The sequence below is a fragment of the Sphingomonas phyllosphaerae 5.2 genome (assembly GCF_000419605.1).
GTDB lineage: Bacteria > Pseudomonadota > Alphaproteobacteria > Sphingomonadales > Sphingomonadaceae > Sphingomonas > Sphingomonas phyllosphaerae_B.
In genome coordinates this window covers 1,591,278-1,615,588 of the sequence record NZ_ATTI01000001.1, presented here as the reverse complement: position 1 = coordinate 1,615,588, position 24,311 = coordinate 1,591,278, and the positions used below count along the sequence as shown (strand labels likewise).

At 65.4% G+C, this 24,311-nt stretch carries 19 protein-coding genes and 1 pseudogene; 12 read left to right on the top strand and 8 right to left on the bottom strand.

Going from position 1 to position 24,311, the window contains the following annotated elements:
- Positions 1-331 precede the first annotated feature (331 nt).
- Together SPHPHY_RS0107515 and SPHPHY_RS0107510 are read left to right on the top strand one after the other, a co-directional pair.
- Positions 332-1,351, top strand: a complete 1,020-nt coding sequence (locus SPHPHY_RS0107515) for a glycoside hydrolase family 5 protein (protein ID WP_022686070.1) — start codon at positions 332-334, stop codon at positions 1,349-1,351.
- Positions 1,348-2,376, top strand: a complete 1,029-nt coding sequence (locus SPHPHY_RS0107510) for a cupin-like domain-containing protein (protein WP_022686069.1) — start codon at positions 1,348-1,350, stop codon at positions 2,374-2,376. The genes SPHPHY_RS0107515 and SPHPHY_RS0107510 overlap by 4 nt, the downstream gene beginning before the upstream one ends.
- On the opposite strand, the gene SPHPHY_RS0107505 is transcribed toward SPHPHY_RS0107510, so the two are convergent.
- The 5 genes from SPHPHY_RS0107505 to SPHPHY_RS0107485 are packed head-to-tail and all read right to left on the bottom strand — an operon-like array spanning position 2,373 to position 9,490.
- Positions 2,373-3,383, bottom strand: coding sequence for a cupin-like domain-containing protein (locus SPHPHY_RS0107505; protein WP_022686068.1), 1,011 nt, complete (start codon positions 3,381-3,383; stop codon positions 2,373-2,375). The two genes, SPHPHY_RS0107510 and SPHPHY_RS0107505, sit on opposite strands and share 4 nt — an antisense overlap.
- A complete protein-coding gene (locus tag SPHPHY_RS0107500; RefSeq protein WP_022686067.1) occupies positions 3,380-4,906 on the bottom strand; it encodes a tryptophan halogenase family protein in 1,527 nt (508 codons plus the stop codon). The genes SPHPHY_RS0107505 and SPHPHY_RS0107500 overlap by 4 nt, the downstream gene beginning before the upstream one ends.
- Entirely contained in the window at positions 4,903-6,498 is a 1,596-nt protein-coding gene (locus SPHPHY_RS0107495) for a tryptophan halogenase family protein (protein WP_022686066.1), read from the bottom strand. The genes SPHPHY_RS0107500 and SPHPHY_RS0107495 overlap by 4 nt, the downstream gene beginning before the upstream one ends.
- The gene (locus SPHPHY_RS19695; RefSeq protein WP_196802143.1) at positions 6,495-7,979 is read right to left on the bottom strand and encodes a tryptophan halogenase family protein; all 1,485 of its coding nucleotides are present in this window, start codon (positions 7,977-7,979) and stop codon (positions 6,495-6,497) included. The genes SPHPHY_RS0107495 and SPHPHY_RS19695 overlap by 4 nt, the downstream gene beginning before the upstream one ends.
- The gene (locus tag SPHPHY_RS0107485; protein ID WP_043129975.1) at positions 7,976-9,490 is read right to left on the bottom strand and encodes a tryptophan halogenase family protein; all 1,515 of its coding nucleotides are present in this window, start codon (positions 9,488-9,490) and stop codon (positions 7,976-7,978) included. Before SPHPHY_RS0107485 ends, SPHPHY_RS19695 begins: the two co-directional genes overlap by 4 nt.
- A 220-nt stretch (positions 9,491-9,710) precedes the next feature.
- Here SPHPHY_RS0107485 and SPHPHY_RS0107480 point away from each other — a divergent pair, with 220 nt between their 5' ends.
- Positions 9,711-13,250: a TonB-dependent receptor gene (locus SPHPHY_RS0107480; protein ID WP_022686063.1), complete on the top strand. Its 3,540-nt coding sequence runs from the start codon at positions 9,711-9,713 to the stop codon at positions 13,248-13,250.
- Positions 13,251-13,299: 49 nt separating this feature from the next.
- Here the strand turns inward: SPHPHY_RS0107480 and SPHPHY_RS0107475 are convergent, their stop codons facing one another.
- Positions 13,300-14,436: an endo-1,4-beta-xylanase gene (locus SPHPHY_RS0107475; protein WP_022686062.1), complete on the bottom strand. Its 1,137-nt coding sequence runs from the start codon at positions 14,434-14,436 to the stop codon at positions 13,300-13,302.
- 372 nt (positions 14,437-14,808) lie between these two features.
- On the opposite strand from SPHPHY_RS0107475, the pseudogene SPHPHY_RS19690 reads away from it, so the two are divergent.
- From SPHPHY_RS19690 to SPHPHY_RS21935, 7 genes and pseudogenes are all read left to right on the top strand, one after another.
- Positions 14,809-15,929, top strand: a pseudogene (locus SPHPHY_RS19690) (IS3 family transposase).
- Between the two features lie 183 nt (positions 15,930-16,112).
- Positions 16,113-16,754 carry an ATP-binding cassette domain-containing protein gene (locus tag SPHPHY_RS0107460; protein WP_196802142.1) on the top strand — a complete coding sequence of 214 codons (642 nt, stop codon included), beginning with the start codon at positions 16,113-16,115 and terminating at the stop codon, positions 16,752-16,754.
- Positions 16,755-16,810: 56 nt separating this feature from the next.
- The gene (locus SPHPHY_RS20935) at positions 16,811-17,458 is read left to right on the top strand and encodes an FKBP-type peptidyl-prolyl cis-trans isomerase (RefSeq protein WP_231370381.1); all 648 of its coding nucleotides are present in this window, start codon (positions 16,811-16,813) and stop codon (positions 17,456-17,458) included.
- Positions 17,459-17,580: 122 nt separating this feature from the next.
- Complete coding sequence (locus tag SPHPHY_RS0107450) at positions 17,581-18,381, top strand: TrmH family RNA methyltransferase (RefSeq protein ID WP_231370380.1); 801 nt, start codon at positions 17,581-17,583, stop codon at positions 18,379-18,381.
- A gap of 326 nt (positions 18,382-18,707) precedes the next feature.
- The gene (locus tag SPHPHY_RS0107445; RefSeq protein ID WP_022686058.1) at positions 18,708-19,643 is read left to right on the top strand and encodes a hypothetical protein; all 936 of its coding nucleotides are present in this window, start codon (positions 18,708-18,710) and stop codon (positions 19,641-19,643) included.
- Between the two features lie 35 nt (positions 19,644-19,678).
- Positions 19,679-20,482, top strand: a complete 804-nt coding sequence (locus SPHPHY_RS19680; RefSeq protein ID WP_022686057.1) for a metallophosphoesterase — start codon at positions 19,679-19,681, stop codon at positions 20,480-20,482.
- On the top strand, positions 20,479-21,189 hold the full coding sequence (locus SPHPHY_RS21935; RefSeq protein ID WP_043129972.1) for a hypothetical protein: 711 nt from the start codon (positions 20,479-20,481) through the stop codon (positions 21,187-21,189). The genes SPHPHY_RS19680 and SPHPHY_RS21935 overlap by 4 nt, the downstream gene beginning before the upstream one ends.
- A 24-nt stretch (positions 21,190-21,213) precedes the next feature.
- Here SPHPHY_RS21935 and SPHPHY_RS0107430 read toward each other — a convergent pair whose 3' ends face one another.
- Together SPHPHY_RS0107430 and SPHPHY_RS0107425 are read right to left on the bottom strand one after the other, a co-directional pair.
- Positions 21,214-21,579 (bottom strand): hypothetical protein, encoded by a 366-nt coding sequence (locus SPHPHY_RS0107430; protein WP_022686055.1) that lies wholly within the window; start codon positions 21,577-21,579, stop codon positions 21,214-21,216.
- Positions 21,580-21,810: 231 nt separating this feature from the next.
- Entirely contained in the window at positions 21,811-23,283 is a 1,473-nt protein-coding gene (locus SPHPHY_RS0107425; protein WP_022686054.1) for a PAS domain S-box protein, read from the bottom strand.
- Between the two features lie 161 nt (positions 23,284-23,444).
- On the opposite strand from SPHPHY_RS0107425, the gene SPHPHY_RS0107420 reads away from it, so the two are divergent.
- Together SPHPHY_RS0107420 and SPHPHY_RS19670 are read left to right on the top strand one after the other, a co-directional pair.
- Positions 23,445-23,714 (top strand): GlsB/YeaQ/YmgE family stress response membrane protein, encoded by a 270-nt coding sequence (locus SPHPHY_RS0107420; RefSeq protein WP_022686053.1) that lies wholly within the window; start codon positions 23,445-23,447, stop codon positions 23,712-23,714.
- A 17-nt stretch (positions 23,715-23,731) separates the two neighbouring features.
- Positions 23,732-24,265, top strand: coding sequence for a hypothetical protein (locus tag SPHPHY_RS19670; protein ID WP_022686052.1), 534 nt, complete (start codon positions 23,732-23,734; stop codon positions 24,263-24,265).
- Positions 24,266-24,311 lie beyond the last annotated feature (46 nt).

Genomic DNA, 24,311 nt, shown 5'->3' with positions numbered 1-24,311 from the left:
TCACGCAGCATGGCATCCAGATCACAATCAGAGTCCGCTCTCCGGTGAATCGAAGGGGGGCGGTCGATATCGGTCATCGGATCGAGCACGTGCTGACGTCAACGGTACGGGATGAGGAGCAGGAGCCGCGCAGCACGAGGTGAGTATGACCCACTTCCCGCCATTCACGACGCCAGCCGCGCTGCCCGGCAAAGGACATTCGTTCAGTGGCAGGGGCGAGTGGCGCAGGACAGGATGGCACGCCGTCACGCCGCGCAATCACGATAAAGGACAAGGGCGCCGGGGGATAGTAACAGTCCTTCATGGTCTCTGATCGTGAAGGATCGGCTTGATGCCCCTAGGTTTTCTCCTGCTAAGCGCCGCCGCGTCCCTCGCCCTCCCAGCGGATAAGCCTGCCGCCGCCAAGGTCGGTCCGGCGTGGGTCAGCGCCTTACGGCTGAAACGGGGCGTCAACATCATCGGCTACGACCCAATCTGGCAAGATCGATCCAAGGCACGTTTCCAATCTCGCCACTTCAAGATCATCCGGCAAGGCGGCTTCGATTTCGTTCGAGTCGTGCTGCAATCGTTCCGGCACATGAATGCGGAGAACCGGCTCGATCCCAAGTGGCTAGCAACGCTCGACTGGGTCGTCAGCGAAGCGTCGAAGGCCGGACTGAGCGTAATCCTCGACGAACATGATTTCGACGTCTGCTCCAAGGCGCCCGACGCCTGCGAGCCGAAGCTGCTGGCCTTCTGGAGTCAGATCGGCGACCGCTACCGCGAGGCCCCGGACACTCTGCTGTTCGAGCTGCTGAACGAACCGCATGGGCCACTCGACGCTGCCCGCTGGAACGCGATGCTCGCCCGACTGATCCCGATAGTTCGCGCCACCAACCCGCGGCGGACTCTGGTGATCGGCCCGACGCGCTGGAACAATCTGGAAGAGCTACCGACGCTGCAACTGCCGAAGAACGACCGGAACATTCTTGTCACCTTCCACTCCTACGAACCGTTCCGCTTCACGCATCAGGGCGCGTCATGGGCCGGCGAGGCGGCCGCTTTGAAGAACTTCCCCTTCACCGTCGCCGACGAGGCGCGCATCCGCAGCGACTACGACAAGGTCGCCGCCTGGTCGAAGGCGAATGACCGTCCGGTGCTGATGGGCGAATTCGGCGCGTATGAGAAAAGCGGCACCCCGGTCGCCGCCCGCGCGGGCTACACCGCTACGGTGCGGCGCGAGGCGGAAGCGCACGGCTTTCCCTGGGCTTACTGGCAATTCGACAGCGACTTCATCGTCTACGACATCGATCGTGACCGGTGGGTCGAACCGATCCGCGCCGCGCTGATACCCGAGGCAGGTGAACGGTGACCGCGCTGTCCCGCCCCGGCCGCGTCGCGGAACGCGCGGCGGTCGATCCTGCCACCTTCGCCGAAGAAGTTGCGAGCGGCTATGTGCCGGTCGTCCTGCGCGGGCAGGTGCGCGACTGGGCGGCGGTGCGCGCCGGCCGCGACGGCGACCGTGCGATCGCCGGCTACCTGTCCGGCTTCGGGGGCGGGCAGCCCCTCGACGTGATGATCGGCGCGCCGGAGATCCGCGGCCGTTTCTTCTACAATGACGATCTCACCGGCTTCAACTTCCACCGACAAAAGGTCGCGCTGGGTCAACTGCTCGGGCAGTTGCTTCGTTATGCCGAGGACGAAGCGGCCGCGCCACACGCACTCTACGCCAATGCCGCGACCGCGCCCGACCATCTGCCCGGCTGGGAGGCCAGCAACGCGCTGGGCCTGCCAACCGGCAAGGCCCCCGCGCGGCTGTGGATCGGCAATGCGACCCGCGTCGCAACGCATTACGACCAGTCGAACAACATCGCCTGCGTCGTACACGGACGCCGCCGCTTCACGCTATTCCCTCCCAACCAGATCGCCAACCTCTATATCGGCCCGCTGGACAACACGCTGGCCGGACCGCCGTCGAGCATGGTCGATCCCGATGCGCCCGATCTCGCGCGATACCCGCGCTTCGCCGCTGCGCTTGCCGATGCGCAGGTTGCGGAACTGGAGGCAGGAGACGCGATCTTCATCCCGGCAATCTGGTGGCACCATGTCGCCGCGCTCGACCGGCTGAACGTGCTGGTAAACTACTGGTGGACGCATGAGGAAACGGCGTCCCCTTTTGGCGCGCTGGTCCATGCGCTGATGGCGATCCGTGACCTGCCACCGGCGCCGCGCGCGGCGTGGCGCACATGGTTCGACCATTATGTCTTCGATGCCGACGCCGCACAGGCCGGCGCGCATCTGCCGGAAGCGGCACGCGGCATCCTCGGCCCGGCCAGCCCCGCGCGGACCGAGCGACTACGCGGCTTCCTGATCCGGTTGCTTGGCGGACGCACTTAGGACCGCGAGAGACTATCCCGCAGCGTCTCGCGGATGCGCGCCGCGGTCGCCGCGTCGATCAGTCCCAACACCCCCTTCGCCGCGTCCGGAAGATGCGCCGACGGATCGCCGTTGCCGCGGAACACCAAGTGCTCGAAGACGGCACGATAGGCGTCGCGCTGGTCGACGGGAAGCGGCGCGATCGTCATCAGCGCGTGCAGCAAGGCATCATAGGGATTGCCCAGCCCGGCGGGTGCAGGGTTCCACCAGTAATTGACCAAGGCATTGACCGGGTCGAGCGAGTTGACCGCGTGCCACCAGTGAAACGGGATATAGATGCCGTCGCCCGGCTCCAGCGTCGCCGCCTGCGCGAAGCGCGCGGCCTCGGCGAAGCGCGGGTACCGCGCGAGATCTGGATCGTCGGGATCGACCAGGCTGACTGGCGTCCCGGCGGGGGTCAGCTCCAGCGGTCCCATGTAAAGATTCGCCACCTGCTCGGGCGGAAACAAGGTGAAGCGCCGCCGCCCCATCACCACGATCCCGATATTCTCCATCAGGTCGTAGTGCGTCGCGACCCGGATCGAATTGCCCAGCCACATGCGCGGCACGACGTCGCCCGACACCAGCGCGATGGCGTTCTCGGCGGCAAACCCCGGCAACAACTCGGGCAGCGGCACCGACTGGATCGCCATTGCATAAGGCTGCGCATGGTCGCGGTCGCGCAGCAGCCGCTCGAGAAACGGGTCGAGCGGCGTCTGCCCGCGCACGAAGTTCATCCCGCTTAGATCGGGCCCGTAGAAGAACCGCCCACCGATCGATGGCTCGCCAAGGATCGCCGGCACCGCGTCAGGGCGGCTGAACCGCTTGAGATAGGCGACGCACTCTTCTGCCGACCGGCGCGCCGCCGCCACCGCCGGCCAGTCGCGCGCAATGCCACGTAGCACCACCGGGCGCGCGGCGTGGCGGATTTCCCCTTCGAAGGTACGCCGATCGACGTGCTCGATCTCGGGCAACGGCGCAGGGATCATGCCGCAGCGTCCTGTAGGTGACATCCGATCCGGCGCAGCACATCGTCCTGCGCAGGGAGCAGCGCCGCGGTTTCCGCGACCACGTGACGGATGTGCGCGAGCCGCGCCAGCGTGTCGGCATCCGACAGCAGGTCGGCGGCCGGGTGATAGCCGCTCGCCACGGCCCCCTGCCCGACCATCACCGACAGCCAGCTCGTCTCCGTGAACAATTCCTCCCCGTCGCGAAACACACGGCCATTCGCGGCGAAGATCGCCAGCTTGTCGGCCAGTCCCGGCGGCGGCGCGAGCGTGCGACAATAATCCCAGAACGCAGTGTCGCGGCGTTGCGTCGCCTTGTAGTGGAGCACCAGGAAATCGCGGATATCGAGATAGTCGGCGACATGCGCGGCGTTAAAGCGATCGATTTCGCGCTGGTCGAACCGTCGTGTCGGCCAATAGGTGAGCAACCGCGCAATCGCCGTCTGGACGAGGTGGATGCTGGTCGACTCCAGCGGTTCGAGAAAGCCGCCCGCCAGCCCCAGCGCGACGACGTTACCTACCCACGCGCGGCGACGATGCCCGGCGACGAAGCGCAGGAAGCGCGGATTGCCGAGCGGCGTGCCATCGAGATTAGCGAGCAGCGTGGCGGCGGCTTCGTCGTCGGACAGGTGCGCCGAGGCATAGACATAACCATTGCCGATGCGATGCTGGAGCGGGATCCGCCATTGCCAGCCCGCCGCACGCGCCGTGGAGCGGGTCAACGGCTGCCGGTCACCGCCGTTCGCACAGGGCACCGCCACCGCGCGGTCGCACGGCAGCCAGTCGCTCCAGTCTTCGAATCCGGCTTGCATCTCCCCCTCGATCAGCAGCGCGCGAAAGCCCGAGCAGTCGATGAACAGGTCGCCCGCGATCCGCGTGCCGCTGTCGAGCACCACGGCGGCGACATGGCCGTTCTCGGCGTCGCGCTCGGCCGTGACGATCCGCCCCTCGGTACGCCGGACCCCGTTCGCCTCCGCCAGCCGTCGCAGGAAACGCGCGTAAAGCCCCGCATCGAACTGGAAGGCGTAGCCCAGCTTCGACAGCGGCGAGCCGGGCTGATCCGGGCGGGGATGCGCGAAGCGCCCCTGCACGCCGGCGACGATCGCCAGCGAATAGGCATCGAGCGGCGTGGCGTCGCCAAGCGCCCGCCCTTTCAGCCAGAAGTGGTGGAACTCGATCCCCTTCATGTCCAGCCCATAGGAACCGAACGGATGGACGTAGCGGTGCCCGGGGTGGAGCCAGTCGACGAACTCGATCCCCAGCTTGTAGGTCGCGCGGGTCTCGCGCATGAACTCGGCCTCGTCGATGCCGAGCATCTTGTTGAACAGCACGATCTGCGGGATCGTCGCCTCGCCGACGCCCACCGTGCCGATCGCCTCTGACTCGACCAGCTCGATCGTCAGCCCCGGTATCTCGCCCAGCACGCGAGCGATCGCCGCCGCCGCCATCCACCCGGCGGTGCCGCCGCCGACGATCACGACCCGGCGAAGCGCGTCCGCCCTCACAGTGGGTCCGCCGAAAAATCGAACGGCTTTTCCGAGGCGAACGAGAAGGTCGGCGCGGGGGTCGCTGGTGGCGCGGGTGTCGCCACGGCTGGCGCGCCGGCGACATGGCGCAGGAAGGCGCCGTGCAGGGGCAGTTGCGCGGCAACGTCAAGATAGTCGCGCCGCATCTGTTCGAGCGCGGCCGCTACTTTCTCCTCGTCCAGCGCATCGACGGCCGGCTCGTAGTCCTCCGGGACGATATGCTGCCCTATGCACACGCTGACCCAGCTGGTCGTCGCGAACAGCTCGCGGCCCTCGCGGAACAGGCGCCCCTTGCCGCGGAACAGGTCGATCTTGCGTGACAGACTGTCGGGGATGGCCATCGTGCGGCAACGGTCCCAAAACGGCGTGTCGGTGCGCCGCGTGGCCTTGTAGTGAAGGATCACGAAATCGCGCACGTCGGCGTAAAGCTCGTGCATCTGCGCATTATATTCGTCGCGCTCCACAGGGTCGAAGCGGCGATCCGGAAACAGCGCTATCAACCGGGCGATCCCCGACTGGACGAGGTGAATCGACGTCGACTCCAGCGGCTCGATGAACCCCGATGCCAGTCCGAGCGCGACGACGTTACGGTTCCATGCCAGCTTCCGGCGCCCGGTGGTGAAGGCCAGGTGGCGCGGATCGGCGAGCGGTGCGCCCTCCAGGTTCGCGAGCAACTCGCGCTCCGCCGCGCCCTGCTGCTGGAACTCGCTGCAATAAACGAGGCCGTTGCCCATCCGCTCCTGCAATGGGATTCGCCATTGCCACCCCGCCCCGCGCGCCGTGGCGCGCGTGAACGGGTCGGGATCGCCGGGATTGACACTCGGCACGGCGACGGCACGGTCGCACGGCAGCCAGTGACGCCAGTCCTCGTAGCCGGTCTCCAGCGCCTCTTCGATGAGCACGCCGCGAAAACCCGAGCAATCGATGAACAGGTCACCGCCGACGATCCGGCCGTCGTCGAGCTTCAACGCGGTGACGTGGCCGTCCTCTGGACGCTGCGCGACGGCGACGACCTCGCCCTCGACGCGCTGGACGCCGCCGCGCTCGGCAAAGCGACGCAGGAAGCCGGCGTAGCGCGCAGCGTCGAAATGATAGGCGTAGAACAGGTCCTTCACCGCCGACTGCGCATGCGGGGCGGGCGGCGCGAACCGGCCGGCCTGCGCCGCGACCGCGCTCATCGACCACGCGGAGATGTCTGGCAGCACGCGCCGCTGCCGCTCGCGCAGGTACAACTGATGGAAATGCACCCCGCCCAGATCGTGCCCATGTGCGCCGAACGGGTGAAAGTACCGCTCGCCGACATCGCCCCAGTTGACGAATTCGATGCCCAGCTTGTACGTTCCGCCGGTTTCGCGGATGAAATCGTGTTCGTCGATCCCCAGCATCTGGTTGAAGGTGCGCAAGGGCGGGATCGTCGCCTCTCCCACTCCGACCGTGCCGATGTCCTCGGATTCGATCAGCGTCACGCGCGCGACGCCGTTGTTCAGGAACCGCGACAGCGCCGCGGCCGCCATCCAGCCTGCGGTCCCGCCGCCAAGGATGACGACGCTCCGGATCGTATGCTCGTTCATTGGATCAGCCGTTCCCGCTGCAGGTTGTGATAATCGTCCATCTTGGGACATTGCAGCACCGCCTGCACGATCGCCGCCCGGTACGCCGCCATCGCACGATCGCTGTCGCCAGCCGCAGTCGTATCGATCAGCGGATCGACGCGGCGCGGCAGCACGCCCTGCCCCAGCAACACCGCCAGCCAGTCGTCGCGCGCGAACGTCTCCTCCTCGAAGAATGGCAGGCGCCCACGCTCTGCGAACAGCGCCAGCGTCCGCGACAGACCGTCGGGCAGCCCATCCGGTGGCTGCCAGAACGGCCCGGCCCGCCGCGCGGTGGCATAATGACAGAGCACGAAGTCCCGGACCCGCTCAACCTCGGCCTGCGCCTGACGGTTGTAATCGGCCACTTCGAGCGGGTGGCAGGACCGCCCCGGCAGCATCGACACGATCCGGTCGATCGCGCTCTGCGCCAGATGCAGGTTGGTGAAGTCCAGCGGCTCGATGACCGTCGCGGCATCACCGATCGCAACGCAGTTGCGCGCCCATGGCGCCCGCCGCGTCCCTTGCCGGAACGAGATCGCGGCGCTCGCCGCCGTGCCGCCGGCCACGGCCAGTTCGCGGCAAGCCTCGTCATCCGACAACAGGTCGCCGGCATAACACAGCCCGTGCAGCGTCCGCCCGGCCGCCGCGCTGCGCCACCGCCATCCGACCGGCAAGGCGGTGACGCGGTCCAGCGGCGATAGCGGTTCGGCCGCACCCTCCGCGGTCATCAGCCGGTCGCAGCGAAACCACCGGCTCCAGTCCTCGCGCTCGCCGTCGATCGCGCCACGAACCACCGCACTCGGGCCGCTGGCGTCGACGAACAGATCGGCCTCCACCGTGCGGCCGTCGGCCAGCGACAATCGTTCGACGAATCCGTCCGCCGCGCGCAGCCGCACCGTGGCGATCGCGCCGTCGATCACCTCGACACCTAAATGCCGCGCGAACGCCTCCAGCATCGCGCGATACCTCGCCACGTCCAGCACCAGCGCGGGCTGCGTACCCGCGAAGATCGCCGCAGACGGCACCGGCATGCGTCCGGCGCGCGCCAGCGCCGCCGCCGGAGCATGCGCGTCGAACGGCGCGGCGGTGCCGGCGCGCGCGGCGCGCACCCAGTGATGGTGGAAGGAGGCGGTGCCGAACGGCTGCCCGCACGGACCATAGGTATGGACATAGGACGGCAGGTCCCCCGCCCAGTCATCGAACAGCGTGCCCAGCCGCCACCCGCCGCCGGCGCGCAGCACTGCATCCTCCTCGCGCAGGCCCAGATCGTCGTGGAAACCAATCGTCGACGGCAAGGTGTGCGTCATTCGGTCGGCCAGCGCATCCGCCGCGGGGGGCGTTGCGACGATGGCGACGGCCAGCCCCGGCACGCGCCGGCGCAGCGCCGCGGCCGCTGACCAGCCGACGATCCCGCCGCCGACGATCGCGACGCGGCGGATCGGGGCGTCCGGTGTGGTCACGCCGCCGCCGGCATCGGACAATAATCCGCGAGGAATGCGGCGTGATCGGGCATCGCCCCGACCGCGCCGGCGATCTCGCCGCGCAGCCGCTCCAGCCCGGCGACGAGGCTGTCGAGCGACGGCCCCTCCGCGCGCGGATCCGCACCAAGGGGCAGGACGCGCTGCCCGAGATAGACCGATACCCAGCTCGCATCGAGGAACGCGCCTTCGCGATACTTCACCACGCGCCCGCGACGGCGGAACAGCTCCATCTTCTCGGCCAGGCTGTCGGGGATCGGCATGGTCCGGACGTAGTGCCAGAACGGCGAATCATCGCGCTCGGTCGCGTGATAATGCAGGATCAGGAAGTCGCGGACGCGGTCGTATTCCATGTTGACGAGGCCATTGAACTCGTCCCGATCGATGGACGCGATCGCGCGCTCCGGAAAAAGTTCGACCAGCGCTGTGATGGCCTGCTGCACCAGATAGAGGCTGGTCGATTCGAGGGGTTCCAGAAAGCCGGAAGCGAGGCCGATCGCGACGACGTTTCCCACCCAGCTGCGGGTGCGCCGCCCGGCCTTGAATCGCAAGGTGCGCGGCGCGACCAGCGGCGTCCCCTCGACAGCGGCGGTCAGCGCATCGGCGGCGGCGGTTTCCGAAAGGAAATCGCTGGCGAAGACGTAACCGTTTCCGGTGCGATGCTGGAGCGGGATGCGCCAGCGCCACCCCGACGGCATCGCCACCGCGCTGGTGAACGGCGTGACCGACGTCGCGGTCCGGCAAGGCATCGCCACGGCGCGATCGGCCGGCAGCCAGCGCGACCAATCCTCGAATGGCTCGTCCAGCTCCTTGCCGATCAGCAGCGCCGCGAACCCCGAGCAATCGATGAACAGGTCGCCCTCCACGCGCCGTCCGTCGTCCAGCAGGATCGCGGTTACGTCGCGGCTCTCCAGATCGCGTTCCGCTGCGACGATCCGCCCCTCGGTGCGGCGCGCGCCCAGTCGCTCGGCGAACAGGCGCAGGTACGGCGCGAAGGCGACCGCATCGAACTGATAGGCGTAGCCGAAGGTGGAGGCGATCTGCTGCGCATTACGCGACGGCGTGCCGAAGCGGTTCGCCCGGGCCAGCGCGCAGGCCATCGAAAAGGCTTCGATAGGCGGCAACGATGCACCGGCATGCAGCATACGCATGTAATAATGGTGGAATTGCACCTCACCGCTGCCGCGACCGAAAGTGCCGAAAGGGTGGATGTAGCTGTCGCCGATCCGACCCCAGTCGCGGAACTCAATGCCCAGTTTGAAGGTGGCGCGAGTCGCCGCCATGAATTCGGCCTCGACGATACCCAGCCGGTCGTTGAAGGCGCGGATGTGCGGCAGCGTCGCCTCGCCGACACCGATGATCCCGATGGCTTCCGATTCGACCAGTTCGACCGAGCAGCGCGTCGGCAGCAGCTTGGCGAGCGCGGCCGCGGTCATCCAGCCGGACGTGCCCCCACCGACGACCACCACGCGCTGTCGCGCTGCTTTCTCCATCCGCTCCACCCCCGTGCCGACACGCTCGTACGTGCTCCGACGACGCTCGTAATACCGCAGTTCCGGCCGCCGGGAAGCGTCATTCCCGTAACCGGTAAAAGTTTGTGGTAGCGCAAACAAACCATCTTGCGTCAGGTCCGCGACGGTCGTACCCAGAAATGGAAGATGCCGCGCGATCAGCGATGAGACATCGTTACAGGTTGAATTCAGGGGGGATGTCATGATGATTGACGAGATGCCGGTGGCGCGTGGGGTGCATACCCGGATTCGCAACAAGGCCATTCTCGCTGGTGTTTCCGCCACCGCGATGTGCGTGTCCGCGCTGAGCATGCCCGCCTATGCGCAGACCGGCGCCGCTTCGGGGCAGAACACCGCGGGCGCCGCCTCCTCCGTCAACACGCCCGGTGCCGATCCGGCCGCGCAGCAGAGCGGCGACGCCCCCGCCAGTGCTGCCGGCGGCTCCGACGATGTTGTGGTGACCGGCATCCGGCAGAGCCTCGCCAATGCGCAGACGATCAAGCGCAACTCCGACACCGTCGTCGACGCGATTACCGCACAGGATATCGGCGCGCTTCCCGACCGATCCGTCACCGAGGCGCTGCAACGCGTGCCGGGCGTGTCGATCAACCGCTTCGCCGGCAACAACGACCCGGATCACTTCTCGGTCGAGGGGTCGGGCGTCAACGTACGCGGCCTGAACTTCGTACGATCCGAATTCAACGGTCGCGACACCTTCTCGGCCGGCATCGGCGGGCAGGCGATCAACTTTGCCGACGTACCGTCCGAATTGCTCGGCTCGGTCGAGGTGTACAAGAACGCCACCGCCGACCTGGTCGAAGGGGGACTGGCCGGCACCGTCAATCTCAACACGCGCAAGCCGTTCGACAACAAGGGCTTTCACATCGGCGGCGGTGTCGAGGCGAATTACGGCGACTTCGCAAAGAAGTGGGCGCCGACCGGCTCGCTGCTCGTGTCCGATACATGGGAAACGCCGATCGGGCGCTTCGGCATCCTCGCCAACGCCTCCTATTCGCAGCTCAAGAGCCGCGCCGACGGCATCCAGGTCACCAATTTCCAGACCCGCGACGGCGTCCAGGCGGCGACCGGCACCGGCACCAACACCACCGTCACCTGCCGTAACCAGTTGCCCGGCAGCACCGATGCGAACTCCCTGCTACCCGGCACCATCACCGGCGTCGGCGACGCCTCCTTCCCCAATCCCGCCAACGTTTGCGGCAGCGCCGGCGTGCCCGGCGCGGACGGGTTCGCGGATCCGACCGGTGTCGCTTATGCCCCGATCGGCGGCCAGTTCCGCAGCCAGGACTACAACCGCAAGCGTGATGGCCAGGCGCTGGCGGTACAATGGCAGAGCACGGACGAGCGCACGACCTTCACGGCGCAGTTCCTGCGCACGCATTCCAGCAATGCGTGGGGCGAACACACGTTCGAAACCGCGCCTGACCTGTCGGAATACAGCACCTACCCGGCCGGCTGCCAACAGAACGGCAACGGCCCGCTCAACGGCGCGGGCAACACCACCACGCGGGCGGAATGCCAGCTGAACGGGTCGGGCCAGTTCGCCTTCGGCGACAACCAGCGCGGCAACGCCTACAATCCGGCCGGCGGGGCCTATCCCAATTACGTCTACGACAGCAACGGGCTGTTCCAGAGCGGGTTCATCACGCTGCCTGGTGCGGGCTGGCGCACCGCGTCGAGCGGTTCGGCGACGACGACGGTCCCGTCGGGCGGCGCACAGCAATCGCTGTCGCGGCGGCAGGTCTATGACGAGAATCTGGTGAAGGACGCCGGCTTCAACCTGAAGATCAACCCGGACGATCACTGGTCGATCGGCCTCGACGTCGATTACACCTATGCCAAGCACGACGTCACCGATCTCAGCGTGTTCGGGTCGACCTTCGCGGACACCGAGCTCGACCTGACCGGCAACCTGCCGGTCGTCATCCCGCACAAGCCGCTGACGCTGGCCGCGAACTGGGCGACGCCGAACCCGGCGATGGCGGTAGCCACCGACAGCCAGTATTTCGGAGGCCGGGACTTCCAGTTCTGGCGCGCCGCGATGGACCACATCGAGCACAGCGTCGGTGAGGAATATCAGGTCAAGGGCGACTTCGCCTACAAGTTCGATGACGGCGACTTCCTGCAGCGCGTCAAGTTCGGCGCCCGGTACGCCGAACGCTCGCAGGACGTGCGCTACACCGCCTATAACTGGGGCGCAATCAGCGAGATCTGGTCCGGCGCACCGGTCACCTTCAACCAGGGCGACACCAGCAAATCGTCGCTCTACTCCTTCGACAACTTCTATCGCGGGCAGACGAACGCCCCGCCCAGCGCTTATTATTACAACGGCGACCTCATCAACGGCTACAATTCCGCCACGAGCTTCTTCCAGACACAGAACGATATCTGGCGCAACACCAATGGTGCCACCGCAACCAACCGCTTCCTGGCGGCCGGGCAGCGCGCCGGCGCAATACCGGGTTCGGCGTTCCTGCCCTCCGAAGTGTCCAACGTGCGCCAGATGGACACGGCGGCGTATGCGATGCTGCAATTCGGCAGCAGCGAACCGCTGTTCGGGGACATCCGCGTCTCCGGCAACGTCGGGCTGCGTTATGTCCGCACCACCGTCAACTCGCGGACCGAAACCGCCGTACCCAATCGCACCGAACTGGGCGTCGTCGATCCCTTCGCCACTCGTTGCGTGGCCACATCGCGGCAGCTGCCGGACGGAACGACGCAGGTCACCCAGCCCGGAGGCGTCTGCAATCTGGGTGCGACCGAATATGAGCGGCTCCGTACGTTCGCGACCGACGGTTATGCGTCCCAGCCGGCGTTCTTCACCAATAGCTATGGTTATTTCTTGCCCAGCGCTAACCTGAAGCTGGGGGTGACCCGCGACGTCATCGTCCGCCTTGCGGGGTCGAAGGTACTGACTCGCCCTGACTTTGCGAACATTCGTCCTTATGTGACCTACGCGCTGGAGCCTGGGTCGGGTACGGTCACGATCAACGCCGGCAATCCGTACCTGAAACCCGCCACCGCCTGGCAGTTCGACGCAACCGTCGAATGGTATTTCGCGCGCGTCGGGCAATTGTCAATCGACGCCTTCTACAAGACGGTCGACGGCTTCTTTTACCAATCGCTGGTCAACCGCTCGATCACCAACAACGGTATCACGCAGAACATCCAGGCGCGTGGTCCCGCCAACTTCAGCGGCAAGGGCAAGATCAAGGGCTTCGAGGTTGCATACCAGCAGACCTTCGATTTTCTGCCGGGCTTCCTCAATGGGCTCGGCTTCAACGGCAACTATACCTTCATCGACAGTTCGGGCCTGCCCAACTCGTTCCTGAACGGCGGCACCCCGTCGTCGGGCTCGACGATCGCGAAGGGGAACCTGCCGCTCGAGGGATTGTCGAAGCATAACTTCAACGCGACGGCCTTTTACGAAAAGGGGCCGATCTCGCTACGCGCCGCGTACAACTGGCGCTCGCGCTTCCTGCTGACCGCAGCCGACGTAATCTTCCCGTACACGTCGATCTTCAACGACCAGACCGGGCAGCTCGACGCGTCGGCCTTCATCAACATCAACCGCTACGTCAAATTGGGTGTGCAGGGCGTGAACCTGACCAATACGACGACGAAGCTGCTGCAAGCGTACAAGAGCGGCTCCGACGATTTGGCGCCACGATCGTATTTCACCAACGACCGCCGCTTCTCGGTCATCCTGCGCGCTAATTACTGATCCAGCGCTCCGGGGGGGGGAGGTAGCGTCGCGGCGCTGCCTCCCTTTTTTATGCCGGCCGCGGCGGCGCTGCCGCCAGCGCCTGCGCGATCGCCGCGCGTAGCGGCTTGGCCCGATAGTCGGCGTCATAGGGGCACGGACGACGCGCAGCTTTGTCGGCACGCCGCTCGACCGGGCCGATCCAGCTGAAACGATCACACAATCCCCAGGCGACCACGTCCCGAAGCTGAGGATAGGACAACATGACGTCGAGATAGCGCCGCGCATACTCCGCCACGCCGCGATCACGTACGACGATGTCGGCCGGCAAACCGTTGTCGCGCACGTCCAGCTCGGTGATGAGCAGCCGATATCCCATGCCGGTCACAGCATCGAGGAAGTGCCGCCAATCGCGCTCATAAGAACGGGCGCTGCCGCCCGTATCGAGCCCGGCGGTCACGATATGCGATTGAACGCCCAGCCCATGAACCGGCACCCCGCGGCGCCGAAATCCTTCCAGCAGCCGTAGCACCCCGGCTCGATGCGCCGCGTTGCCCGGTTCCCAACTCATGTAATCGTTATAGACGAGTTCGGCGTGCGGCGCCTGTTCGTGCGCGGTCCGAAAGGCGAGGTCGAGCGTCGCTTCCGTGCCTCCAAGCGCGTGGCTCAGCGCAGTTTCCTCAAGCGCTCCCGTTTCGGGCGTTACCGCTTCGTTCACCACGTCGTAACTGGCGATCCGCTTGCCGTAACGCCGCGTGACCGTGGTGATATGATTGACGAGGATTTCGCCCGCAGACTTTGCCGGACGCGCACCGAAGTCGTATCTTTCCAGCCATGTCGGCATCCATTTGCGGCGCTGCCAAAGCAGATTATGGCCACGCACCGCCATGCGATGCTGTGCCGCCCATGCCATGATGCGATCGAACGCGGCAAAGTCGAACTGCCCCGGCGCAGGCCTAAGATGCTGCCACTTCATCTCGTTTTCGGCAACGAGCAGCCCGCAATCGACCTGCAGCAGCGCGGCATAAGCCGGATTGTCCATTGAAGCACCATGCGCCCACGCCGACAACGCCGACCCGAAACGCAAACCGCTACGTCGCCCCGCAGCATCAAGCCCCGCCTCGTCCGACGAGACGGTCGCATAAGGCGCGATCGGGACGGCCAGTGCGCCCGCCAGGCTTTCCCGCCTTGTAATTTCGTGAATCATCTGAAAAACCCTAGGCCACAGCGCTGCGCAGTACACGATGTAGCGGCGCGAAGCGCCAGAACAATTTCTGGCAAGATTATCCCGGATGAAACCTAGACACGGTTCCGTTCAAGAAGCTGAGCCCTCGTCTGCGCTCAAACAGCGGCTCGGGTCAGGTTAGCTGTGCATGCTTAAGAAATTTGAGCATATTCGAGTGCATTTCCCCAAACGCACGGAGGTTACCACCATCGGTGAAAAAATGTTGGCACCTCGAACGCGTGGACGCACGTCCGCTCTCTTTGGCGGCCGCCTGACAACGTCAGCGGCCATCCAGTGACGTGCTCCCCAGAATTCATGCCATTGGTAAGTTAGCTCGTCAGATGGAGACGAGTGATGCGGCGAGGCCGATTTACCGAGGATCAGATCATCGGCGTGCTGCGCGAGCATGAGGCCGGCGTGAAGACTGCCGAGTTGTGCCGGAAGCACGGGATCAGTGACGCGACGTTCTACAACTGGAAGGCGAAGTACGGCGGGATGACCGTGTCGGAAGCGGCGCGGTTGCGGGCGCTCGAGGACGAGAACCGCCGGCTGAAGAAGCTGCTGGCGGAGCCGATGCTGGACGTGTCGGCGCTGAAGGATTTGCTGGGAAAAAACTGACCCGGTCTGGAGATCGCTACGCTGCGGTGGAGAAGCTGATGGCCGACCACGGCTTCTCCGAGCGTCGCGTCTGCAGGCTGATCGGGGTCAACCGGTCGGCATGGCAATATGAGCCGCTTCGCGGGAAGGACGATGCTGTCCGTGAGCCGATGCGTGAGATCGCCAACGAGCGCCGCCGGTTCGGCTAACGGCGGCTGGCGATCCTGCTCAGGCGCGAGGGGAAAGGCATGAACCTGAAGAAGGTGTATCGGCTGTATCGCGAGGAGCGACTGACGGTGGGCAAGCGTGGTGGCCGCAAGCGCGCGCTGGGAAAGCGGGCGCCGATGGCGATCCCGCAGGAACCCAATCAGCGCTGGTCTCTCGACTTCGTGTCAGACTCGTTGGCCTGCGGCCGGCGGTTCCGTATGCTCAACGTCATCGACGACTACAGCCGGGAATGCCTGAGATGCATCGTCGATACCTCGCTGTCGGGTCGGCGGGTTGTTCGCAAGTTGAGCGCCATCGCCGAGCGTCGCGGGCTGCCGTGCGTGGTGGTCAGCGACAACGGCACCGAGTTGACCAGTCATCCCGTCCTCGCCTGGTGTCAGGACACCGGGGTCGAGTGGCACTACATCGCCCCGGGGAAGCCGCAGCAGAATGGCTTTGTGGAATCGTTCAATGGTCGCTTGCGCGACGAGTGTCTGAACGAACACCTGTTCCCCTCGCTGGCTGCGGCGAGACGGATCATCGAGGCATGGCGGACGGACTACAACACCGTGCGTCCGCACAGCAGTCTTGGCGGAATGGCACCCGCCGAGTTTACGAAACGCCCCCGCCAGGGGCATATGGACACCGAAGCTAAGTTATCAGCGGCCTGAAAACGGGGAGCACGTCACCAGCAGCGTTCTTATGCCGCTCTATTGGCTGAACGAAGGTCCGCTTGTCGCGGTCCTCGCCCACGAGGTGTTTAGTCCCGGCATCTGGTGGATCGGGTGGACGATGAACCGATTTGGCTCTGAAGTCCACATCTTGGCGACGGTTTCGACATCCGCTTCGTGGACGTGAGCTTCGCCTACGATCCGGCGCACCCGGTGCTGCGCAATGTGTCCTTCACCATCGCGGAACGACAATATGTGCGGATCGTCGGGCCGTCCGGTTGCGGCAAGAGCACCATGCTGGCGCTGATGGCACGCTTTCGGGACGTGGACGCCGGGCGGATCGAGATCGGCGGTGTCGATGTTCGTGACCTGCGCGAGGACGATCTTGACGCTCTCGTCAGCTTCGTTTTTCAGGACGTGCACCTCTTCGCCGGCACGATTACGGACAATATCGCACTGGGCCGCCGCGACGCCACGTTCGCAGATGTTCAGCAGGCGGCACGCGCATCGGGCACGCATGATTTCATTGCCGCCTTACCGGCCGGTTACGACACGATGGTCGGGGAAGGCGGCACGGCGCTGTCCGGCGGAGAGCGCCAGCGGATCGGCCTGACGCGGGCCATTCTGAAGGATACGCCAATCCTGCTGCTCGACGAGCCGTCCTCAGGTCTCGATCCAGCCAACATTCTGATGCTACAAATGATATTGTATCAACTGTCTACAACAAAGACCGTCATCTGCGTCACCCACTCCGGCGATCGTGTGGACAATTTTAGTACCGATGATATTCTCCATATGCATACGTTAAGCCATAAATCCACATAGGTTGCGCCGACCCGGCCAGCCGCCACGCCGGCGATCTTCGCATTTCACAGCGCGTGGTGGCGTCAATCGAAGTGGCGCGGGCCGCAAGGCTTTCATATAGCCCGGCCATGCCTATCCTTTCGCACCGCTCATCCCGCCTCTTCCTCGCCGCGATCGTGCCGATGCTCGCCGCGCCTCTGCCGGCCGATGCGGCGCCGCCCCGGCGGCAGAAGCCGCGTGTCGTCGCGCCCGCCCCCGTCAAGACGGACAATACGATCATCGCATTGCCGCTGAACCCGGTTGTGCCCGTCGGCCAGCGTCTGTGTTCCACAACGGCGCCGTCCGGCTTGGGATCGACGATGCTGAGGGCCGGCACCGGTGCCAAGCCGGGCACCGGCGATGTCGTGCTGGTGAACTACATCGGCTATCTCGCGGCGACGGGGGCGGTATTCGATCAGGGCATGCGATCGCCTTTGCCGGTCGACGGCGTCATTCCGGGCTTTTCGCAGGGATTGCAGACGATGGCGCGCTCCGGCGTCGCACGTTTCTGCATCCCCGCCGCGATGGGATATGGGGCGCAGGCATCGGGACCCATCCCAGCCAACTCCGATCTCGTCTTCCAGGTGGAACTGCTCGACTTCAAGACCAGTGCCGAGGTCGAAAACATGAACCGTGCGCAAGGCGCAGCACCTGCGCCACAGAAGGAAGCGCCGCCGCAGCAATAAACCCGTCGATCCCGGTTCGAGGATAGCATGCTGTCGATCGGACCGCGGGTGATGCGAGATGTCACCCTCCACGAGGCACGGCGCGCCCCTCTCTCCTTCGCCTGAGCCACGATATTATGCCGATGCTCATCGAGATACACGATCCGGACGACCCCAGGATCGAGCGCTATCGCGACATCCGCGAGCGCGATCTCGTCGGGCGGGCTGGGCTGTTCATCGCCGAAGGCAAGGTGGTCGTCGAGAAAATGGTCGGCAGTTCGCTGCACCGCCCGCTTTCAATGCTGATCGCCGCGAAGCGCCTGGATGGGCTTCAATCGCTCCTGATGATGCTGCCGGAGGACGTGCCCGTCTTCGTGGCTGCACAAGAGGTGCTCGATACGATCGCCGGGTTTGCAATGCATCGCGGTATTCTGGCGGTCGGATCACGGTTGGACGTGCCGAACGCGGACGTGCTTCTTTCCAACGTGCAAGGCGATGGCGACGTCTTAGTGCTGTCCGGCATCGCCAACCACGACAACATGGGAGGCATCTTCCGCAATGCCGCTGCATTCGGGATGGCGGCCGTGCTGCTCGACGCGGACTGCTGCGATCCGCTATACCGGAAGGCGATCCGCGTGTCGGTCGGCGCCTCGCTGCTGGTTCCCACTGCCCGGCTGAGCCGCGGCGAGGATGTGCTCGCCTTGCTGGAGCGCCACGCGTTCGCGCCGGTCGCGCTCAGTCCTGCGGGTACGACGCTGTTGGCGAACTGGCGTCCGACACGACGCAATGCGATGCTGCTGGGCGCGGAGGGCCCCGGCCTTGCCCCTGACCTTCTCCGACGGACACTCAGCCTGCGGATCGCCATGGCGGCGGCCTTCGACTCGCTTAACGTCGCGACGACATCGGGTATCGTGCTGCACCATCTCGCCACGACAAGGGCATAAGCATTCAACATTCGTTCGCCAGACGGTCGGTACGCACTCCTCGCGAGTGGAACGGCACGGCCCACGCCCGCCCTCGCCTAACTTCCGTTCTCTCAAAAGCGAGGGCGGATTCCGAAGTTCCCACGATATCGGGGCGCAGCGGCTTGGATGAATCGGGCGGAAGCCGTTCCAGTCCGTCGGCGGGGCAATGATCGGCCTGGAACTTCGGCAGGTCCAACGAGTCCCACTTCCATGCAGACGCGCCCGGCGCGCTCTCGACGTCACGATGAAGCGGAAGCAGCCATGCGATCGCGATTGTGGCGCTAACACCGCGACGAGGAGATGGCATGAAGATCAACGTGTTGCATGGGGCGGCCTCGCTAGCGGCGGTCATTGCCGTTCCGGCGTTCGCGCAGGACCGACCGTCCAATGATCGCCCTGCGTGGCAGAAGGTCAGCCTCGACGCCGGTAGCGCGATTTCTCCGTCCAGTGCCACGGCGACCGTATCGGCGAGCAGCGTGCCGCAGGCCATGGAGCGACTTGGCGGCGACGGCACGAACGTCGACCTGTCGCTCGGCACTTTGTACGCGGCGGGCAAGTTCGGCACCAACTCCACCACAACGATCTGGAGTTCCGCGCTCAGCGCCCGCGTTCACGTCGACAACCTGACGCTCTCCGCCTCGTTGCCGTGGATGCAGATTCGCAGCCGGTCGACGGTGTTCACCGGCATCGATGCCACCCCGGTGCTTATCGCGCCAAATACCTCGGCCGCGAAGAGGACGGTTGAGGGGTTTGGCGACCTGACGCTCGGGGCTGCCTATACGATCGCGCCGGCGGGCTCGCCGGTCGAGGTCGAGCTATCGGGACGCGCCAAGATCAATACGGCGAGCGCCAGCAGCGGCCTTTCCAGCGGTGCGAACGATTACGCGGTGGGCGCCGACGTGTCCGTGCCTCTCGGGTCGGTCACGCCCTTCGCCTCGTTCACGTACCGGTTCCTGGGCGATACGAACGCCTTCGCGCTGCGCGACGGACCCGCGGCCTCGACGGGAGCATCGTTCTCGCTCGGACACGAAGCCTTCCTCGTAGCGTCGTACCATTATTCGAGCGCCGCGACCCGACAGGTATCGGCGGCTCACGAATTGTTCGCGGGTGCCTCGCAAAGGATCGCGGGAACGCAAATGCGCCTGACGGGCTTTGTCACCACGGGCCTGTCGCGCGGGGCCGCTGCGCTATCGGCCGGGGCGGCACTTTCGGTCGGTCTGGGGCCGCGCGGCGGCATGTAACGCCTGCTGGATAAGGATGAGAGCGTCTGACCGATATGGAACGCGACGGCACGGATGAAGCGATCGAGCGGATCTACGCAATCGGTGACGTCCACGGCCGCATGGATCTGTTCACCATGGTCATCTCCTGCATTAGGCGTGATCAGGCTAGCCGGCCGCCGCGCGCGACGAAGATCATTCTGCTGGGTGACATCATCGATCGCGGCGGCGACGGCGCCAGCATGGTGCAAGGATGCATGAAGCTGACTGCCGCCAGCGACCGCTTTGTGGTGTTGAAGGGGAACCACGAGGAAATGATGGTGCAGGCGCTGCGCGGCGACCTGAAGGCCTACCGGGCGTGGCTCGAATTTGGCGGTCGTGAAACGCTGCTCGGCTGGGGTGTCGATTCGGCTTTGCTCACCGCCGACGCCACCAAGCTCGACCTGCGCAACGCCGCCAAGGTGGTCGGCCCGGAGGCGCTGGCATGGCTCGACCAGCTGCCGCTCTACTATCAGCACGACAGCTTCGTGTTCGTGCACGCCGGTATCAGGCCCGCGATACCGCTCAGGCAACAAGATCCCAGCGACATGTTGTGGATCACCGACGACTTCCTTGAATCGGAGCTGGATCATGGCCTGACGGTCGTGCACGGGCACACGATCATCGAAGGCGGCCCGGACGTGCGATCGAACCGTATCGGCATCGATACCGGTGCGTTCCGCACCGACCGACTCACCGCGATCGGCATCGAGCGCGACGATTTCTGGTTCGTGGACACGTGCGGAGGCGACCACGCCCTCGCACCACAGCCGCGATCAGGTGTCGCGACGCGGGACCATCACCCTACGGGCAGACAATGATGAACCCTCCACGCGCCTTCGACGACGAGCAGTTGAACGCAGATTTCGCGATCATCCTCGGCCTGCGCGACGATGCGCAGCCACCCCTGATCGAGAGCCGGCTCGATCGACGCCGTTCTGCGTTCACCAAAGTTCTGCGCTCACCCCAGGCATCCGTCACGATCGGTGCGGCCTTCGTTCTTGCCATGCTGGGCACCACCGCCTTCCTGCTGCTCCCTTCCCAGACAGAACGAGCAATCGAAAAAACGCCGCCGGCTACTGCGCTATCGCCGGTTTTGGCAAGCAGGGACGCGCTCGCCGATCGCGTTCCGGCGGCCAACGTTGATGCTGAACCTGACAAGGCATCAGCCATCGCCGCACCCTCGTCCCGGCGCAGTGTCGGTGCAAGGAATGGCAGCAAGCGAGCGTCGCTCAGGTTGCGGTCACGACCGGATACATGGCGAGCCGGCACCTCACTTGCTTCTGCGGCGACGGACGGCGAGGTCATCGATCCGGTCGCGCTGCAGAACGCCCGGAAGCCGGAAGCCGTGCAGGCCACGAATCTGGCCCAAAATGCTGTGCCACTTGCGCTCCCGCGGGTGAGACCGGCTGCCCTCGAAGTGCCCGACGTATCTCCGGCCCCGATAATCGCTGGCGAAGATGATCGCCTGGCACGGGCGCGCCGGGAAAGCGTCGCTGCGTTGCGCGCGCTTCGCCGTCAATGGTAGCGCCGGGGATCGATAGCAAGCTTCCTAGGCATCGTAATAATTGGAGAACCCGGCCACTCTCCTGCGGTGTCGGGTCTTCAGCGCCCAAGCCGACAGGACGGCGCCACTCAACGGCGGAACCGACAGCAACAGATTGACGGTACTCGTATCCAGAACATTCGCAATGATGAAGGAAAGCGCGGCAGCGGCGGTATAGAACAGGCACGCGGCCATCACTCTGCCCCTTCTGGCGCGCTCATATGCCGGCAACGGCAGGACGACGACCAATGCCACTGCGCCGAAACACAGTGGAACAAGCGCACCGATCGGCGTGCCATCCACATAGGCTACCGCACCGATGATCAACGACACCACAACCGAAATCAGACAAAACGTTCGCAACAGTCCCATCCGCAACTTCCTTACGCAGTTGATCACACGCCGTCCAACTCAGCACCCGCTCGCCATCACGTTCGAGCTCGCCGGGCGACGAAGCAGCTTTGGTGCATCCGGGCACCAACGCCCGAAGCTGATGGTAGATGCCCGCTCGCGCGCTCCAGCCCTAGGCGGTCAGCGCCTCCACTTAGTCCTTTCCTGACGGCCGCGGCACCCACCAGGCGACCCCGCCGTGGCCGCGAGACATCAGTCCCGCTTAGAACCCATGCCACGCTCGCGCCCCCAGACCACTGCGCCACTCCGCCGGTTCGTCCCGATCTTTGCATAGATGCTGGCCACATGGTTACGCACGGTGTTGCGCGAGATCGCCAAACGATCGGCGATGGCCAGGTCGTTCAGATCGTCGCAGACAAGGTCCAGTATCTCGCGCTCGCGCGGGCTGAGTTCAACGGGTGCCACATGCGGGGCCGGCCTGCGGAGTGTGGCCAGCCGGTCCAGGATGGAGCGACTTAGCCAGCTCGCGTCCTTCAGCGCCTCGTCGATCGCTGCGCCGAGTTCGGCATCGCTCCGGCGGCGTTCGGTTACGTCCTGAAGCACCCACAGCACGCACGCGTCGCCATGGACATGGATCGTTTCTGCGGACACGAGGCAGTCTGCCGGCATTCCCGAGTGCGATAAGATTCGTATCTCCCGATCACGTATTGCTCCGTCGCTCGACAGGTCCAGCTCGGCTTCTCGCTGTTGCTCCGCATTGCTCCACAGGCCGATCTCCTCTCCCGTACGCCCCACCATCGACCTCGCCTCATGTCCGGTGAGCGCGCAGAACGCAGTGTTGACGCTCGTCATGCAGCGGTCGGAGGCACGGGTGATCGCCATTGCCACCGGAGCCATCTCGAAGACGGCCTGCAGGTGCCGCTCGCTGGCAGCGAGCGACTGCTCGGCTTCGTGCCGTGGCTGGAGATCGGCGAAGGTGAAAAGCAATGCATCCTCTTCCGTGACGTCGATCGGCTGGCCGGCGAAGAGCACCAATCTTCGTGAGCCGTCCGCTGCCAGCAACCTGGCCTCCATTTGCGACACGACGTCGCCGGCTTCGATCTGCCGCTGCACGGCGGTGCGATCCGGCAAGCCACCGATCAGGTCCAGGCCAAACAGCGATCGGCCGACCAGATTGTCTTTTTGAAAGCCGGTGAGCGCCAGGAAGCCGGGATTGGCGGCGATGAGCTTCATATCCCGCTGCCGGACGATGATCGCCGGCGCGGGATTCGCGCGAAACATCGCATTGAACCGTGCCTCCGCATCGTACCGGCTCGACACATCGCTCAGCACGACCGCCAGATAGTCCGGCTCGCCGCCGTCCACGTCCATCGTCACGTCGCGCGCCTGATGGACCCAGCGCGCCTCGTCCTCTCCGGCCGGGGCGACTTCCACGACCATGTCCGGGATGCTCTGGCCGGCAAGGACCTTGAAGATCGGATAGTCGCGGTGCGGCAATTGCCGATGATCTGCCGTCCACAAGGTGAAACGCGCAGCATAATCCTCTGCGGTAGCGCCGAGCGCCTCGACCGCGTCGACACCATGCATGGCAAGGGCAGCAGCGTTGGCGCTGAGGATGACGCCGGTAGGATCCAGCAGGATCACGCCGTCCAGCAATTGCGCCATCAACTGTTCCAGATGGCGCAGATTGGGCTGCCGGTCGGGCGAGGTCGGGGGCGATTTCATCGCTGCTCAACCCGGCACAGGGCACCGCCGTTCCCTTGGTCTGCACCACTCGTGATAGTGCTGTGACACTAGCGCGTCGCCCCGGACGGATTGGGCATATTGAACGCGCGCCCTCCCCGCCTCGTTTAAGCCGCATCATTCAACAGACGGAAAGACCGATCATGGGCTTCATCATTCTCCTTATCGTCGGCGGGCTGATCGGCTGGGTAGCCAGTATGATCATGCGCACGGACGGCCAGCAGGGCATCCTGCTCAACATCGTCGTCGGTATCGTCGGCGCGCTGCTCGCCGGCTTCATCGTCACCCCGTTGATCGGTGGCGCGCCGATCACCAGCGGTGAAATCAGCATCCAGTCGGTCGTCGTATCACTGCTCGGCGCGATCGTGTTGCTCGCCATCATCAACCTGTTTCGCCGCGGTGCGGTTCGTTAAGCCAGGGAGTGACGAGCATGAACACGCAAACGGCTTCGGCCATCTTCGATACCCAGGCAGAGGCGCAGCGCGCCGTCGCCGATCTCCGCAACGCAGGCGTTCCCGATCATGCGCTGTCCGTCGTCACCCAGCGCGGAAGCGTGACGACCACAGCGGACGCAGACGGTGAGGTCACCGACGAAGAACATGGCAGCATCGCCCGCGGTATCCTTGGCGGGGGCGCGTTGGGTGCGGGGCTCGGCGTGGCGGCGCTGGCGATCCCGGGCGTCGGCCCGCTGATCGCGGCAGGCGCGATCGCGGCGTCGGCCGTACCCGGGGCGATGGCGATCGGCGCCGCTGCCGGGGCCGCGGCAGGCACGTTGAACGAGACGCTGGGCAAGCACGGCGTCGATCGGGAGGATGCCGATTATTATGGTGATCGTCTCGGCCAGGGCGGCGTGCTCGTCACGGTGAACTCCAACACCGACGAACTCTCGTCGCAGACAGTGGCCGACATCCTGTACCGCAACGGCGGCCACAATTCGCGGCGTTCCCGCGTCTCGTCGTTCTGACGGCGCGCTGAGCTAGACGATGGTCGGGGCCGCCAACGGCAGCCCC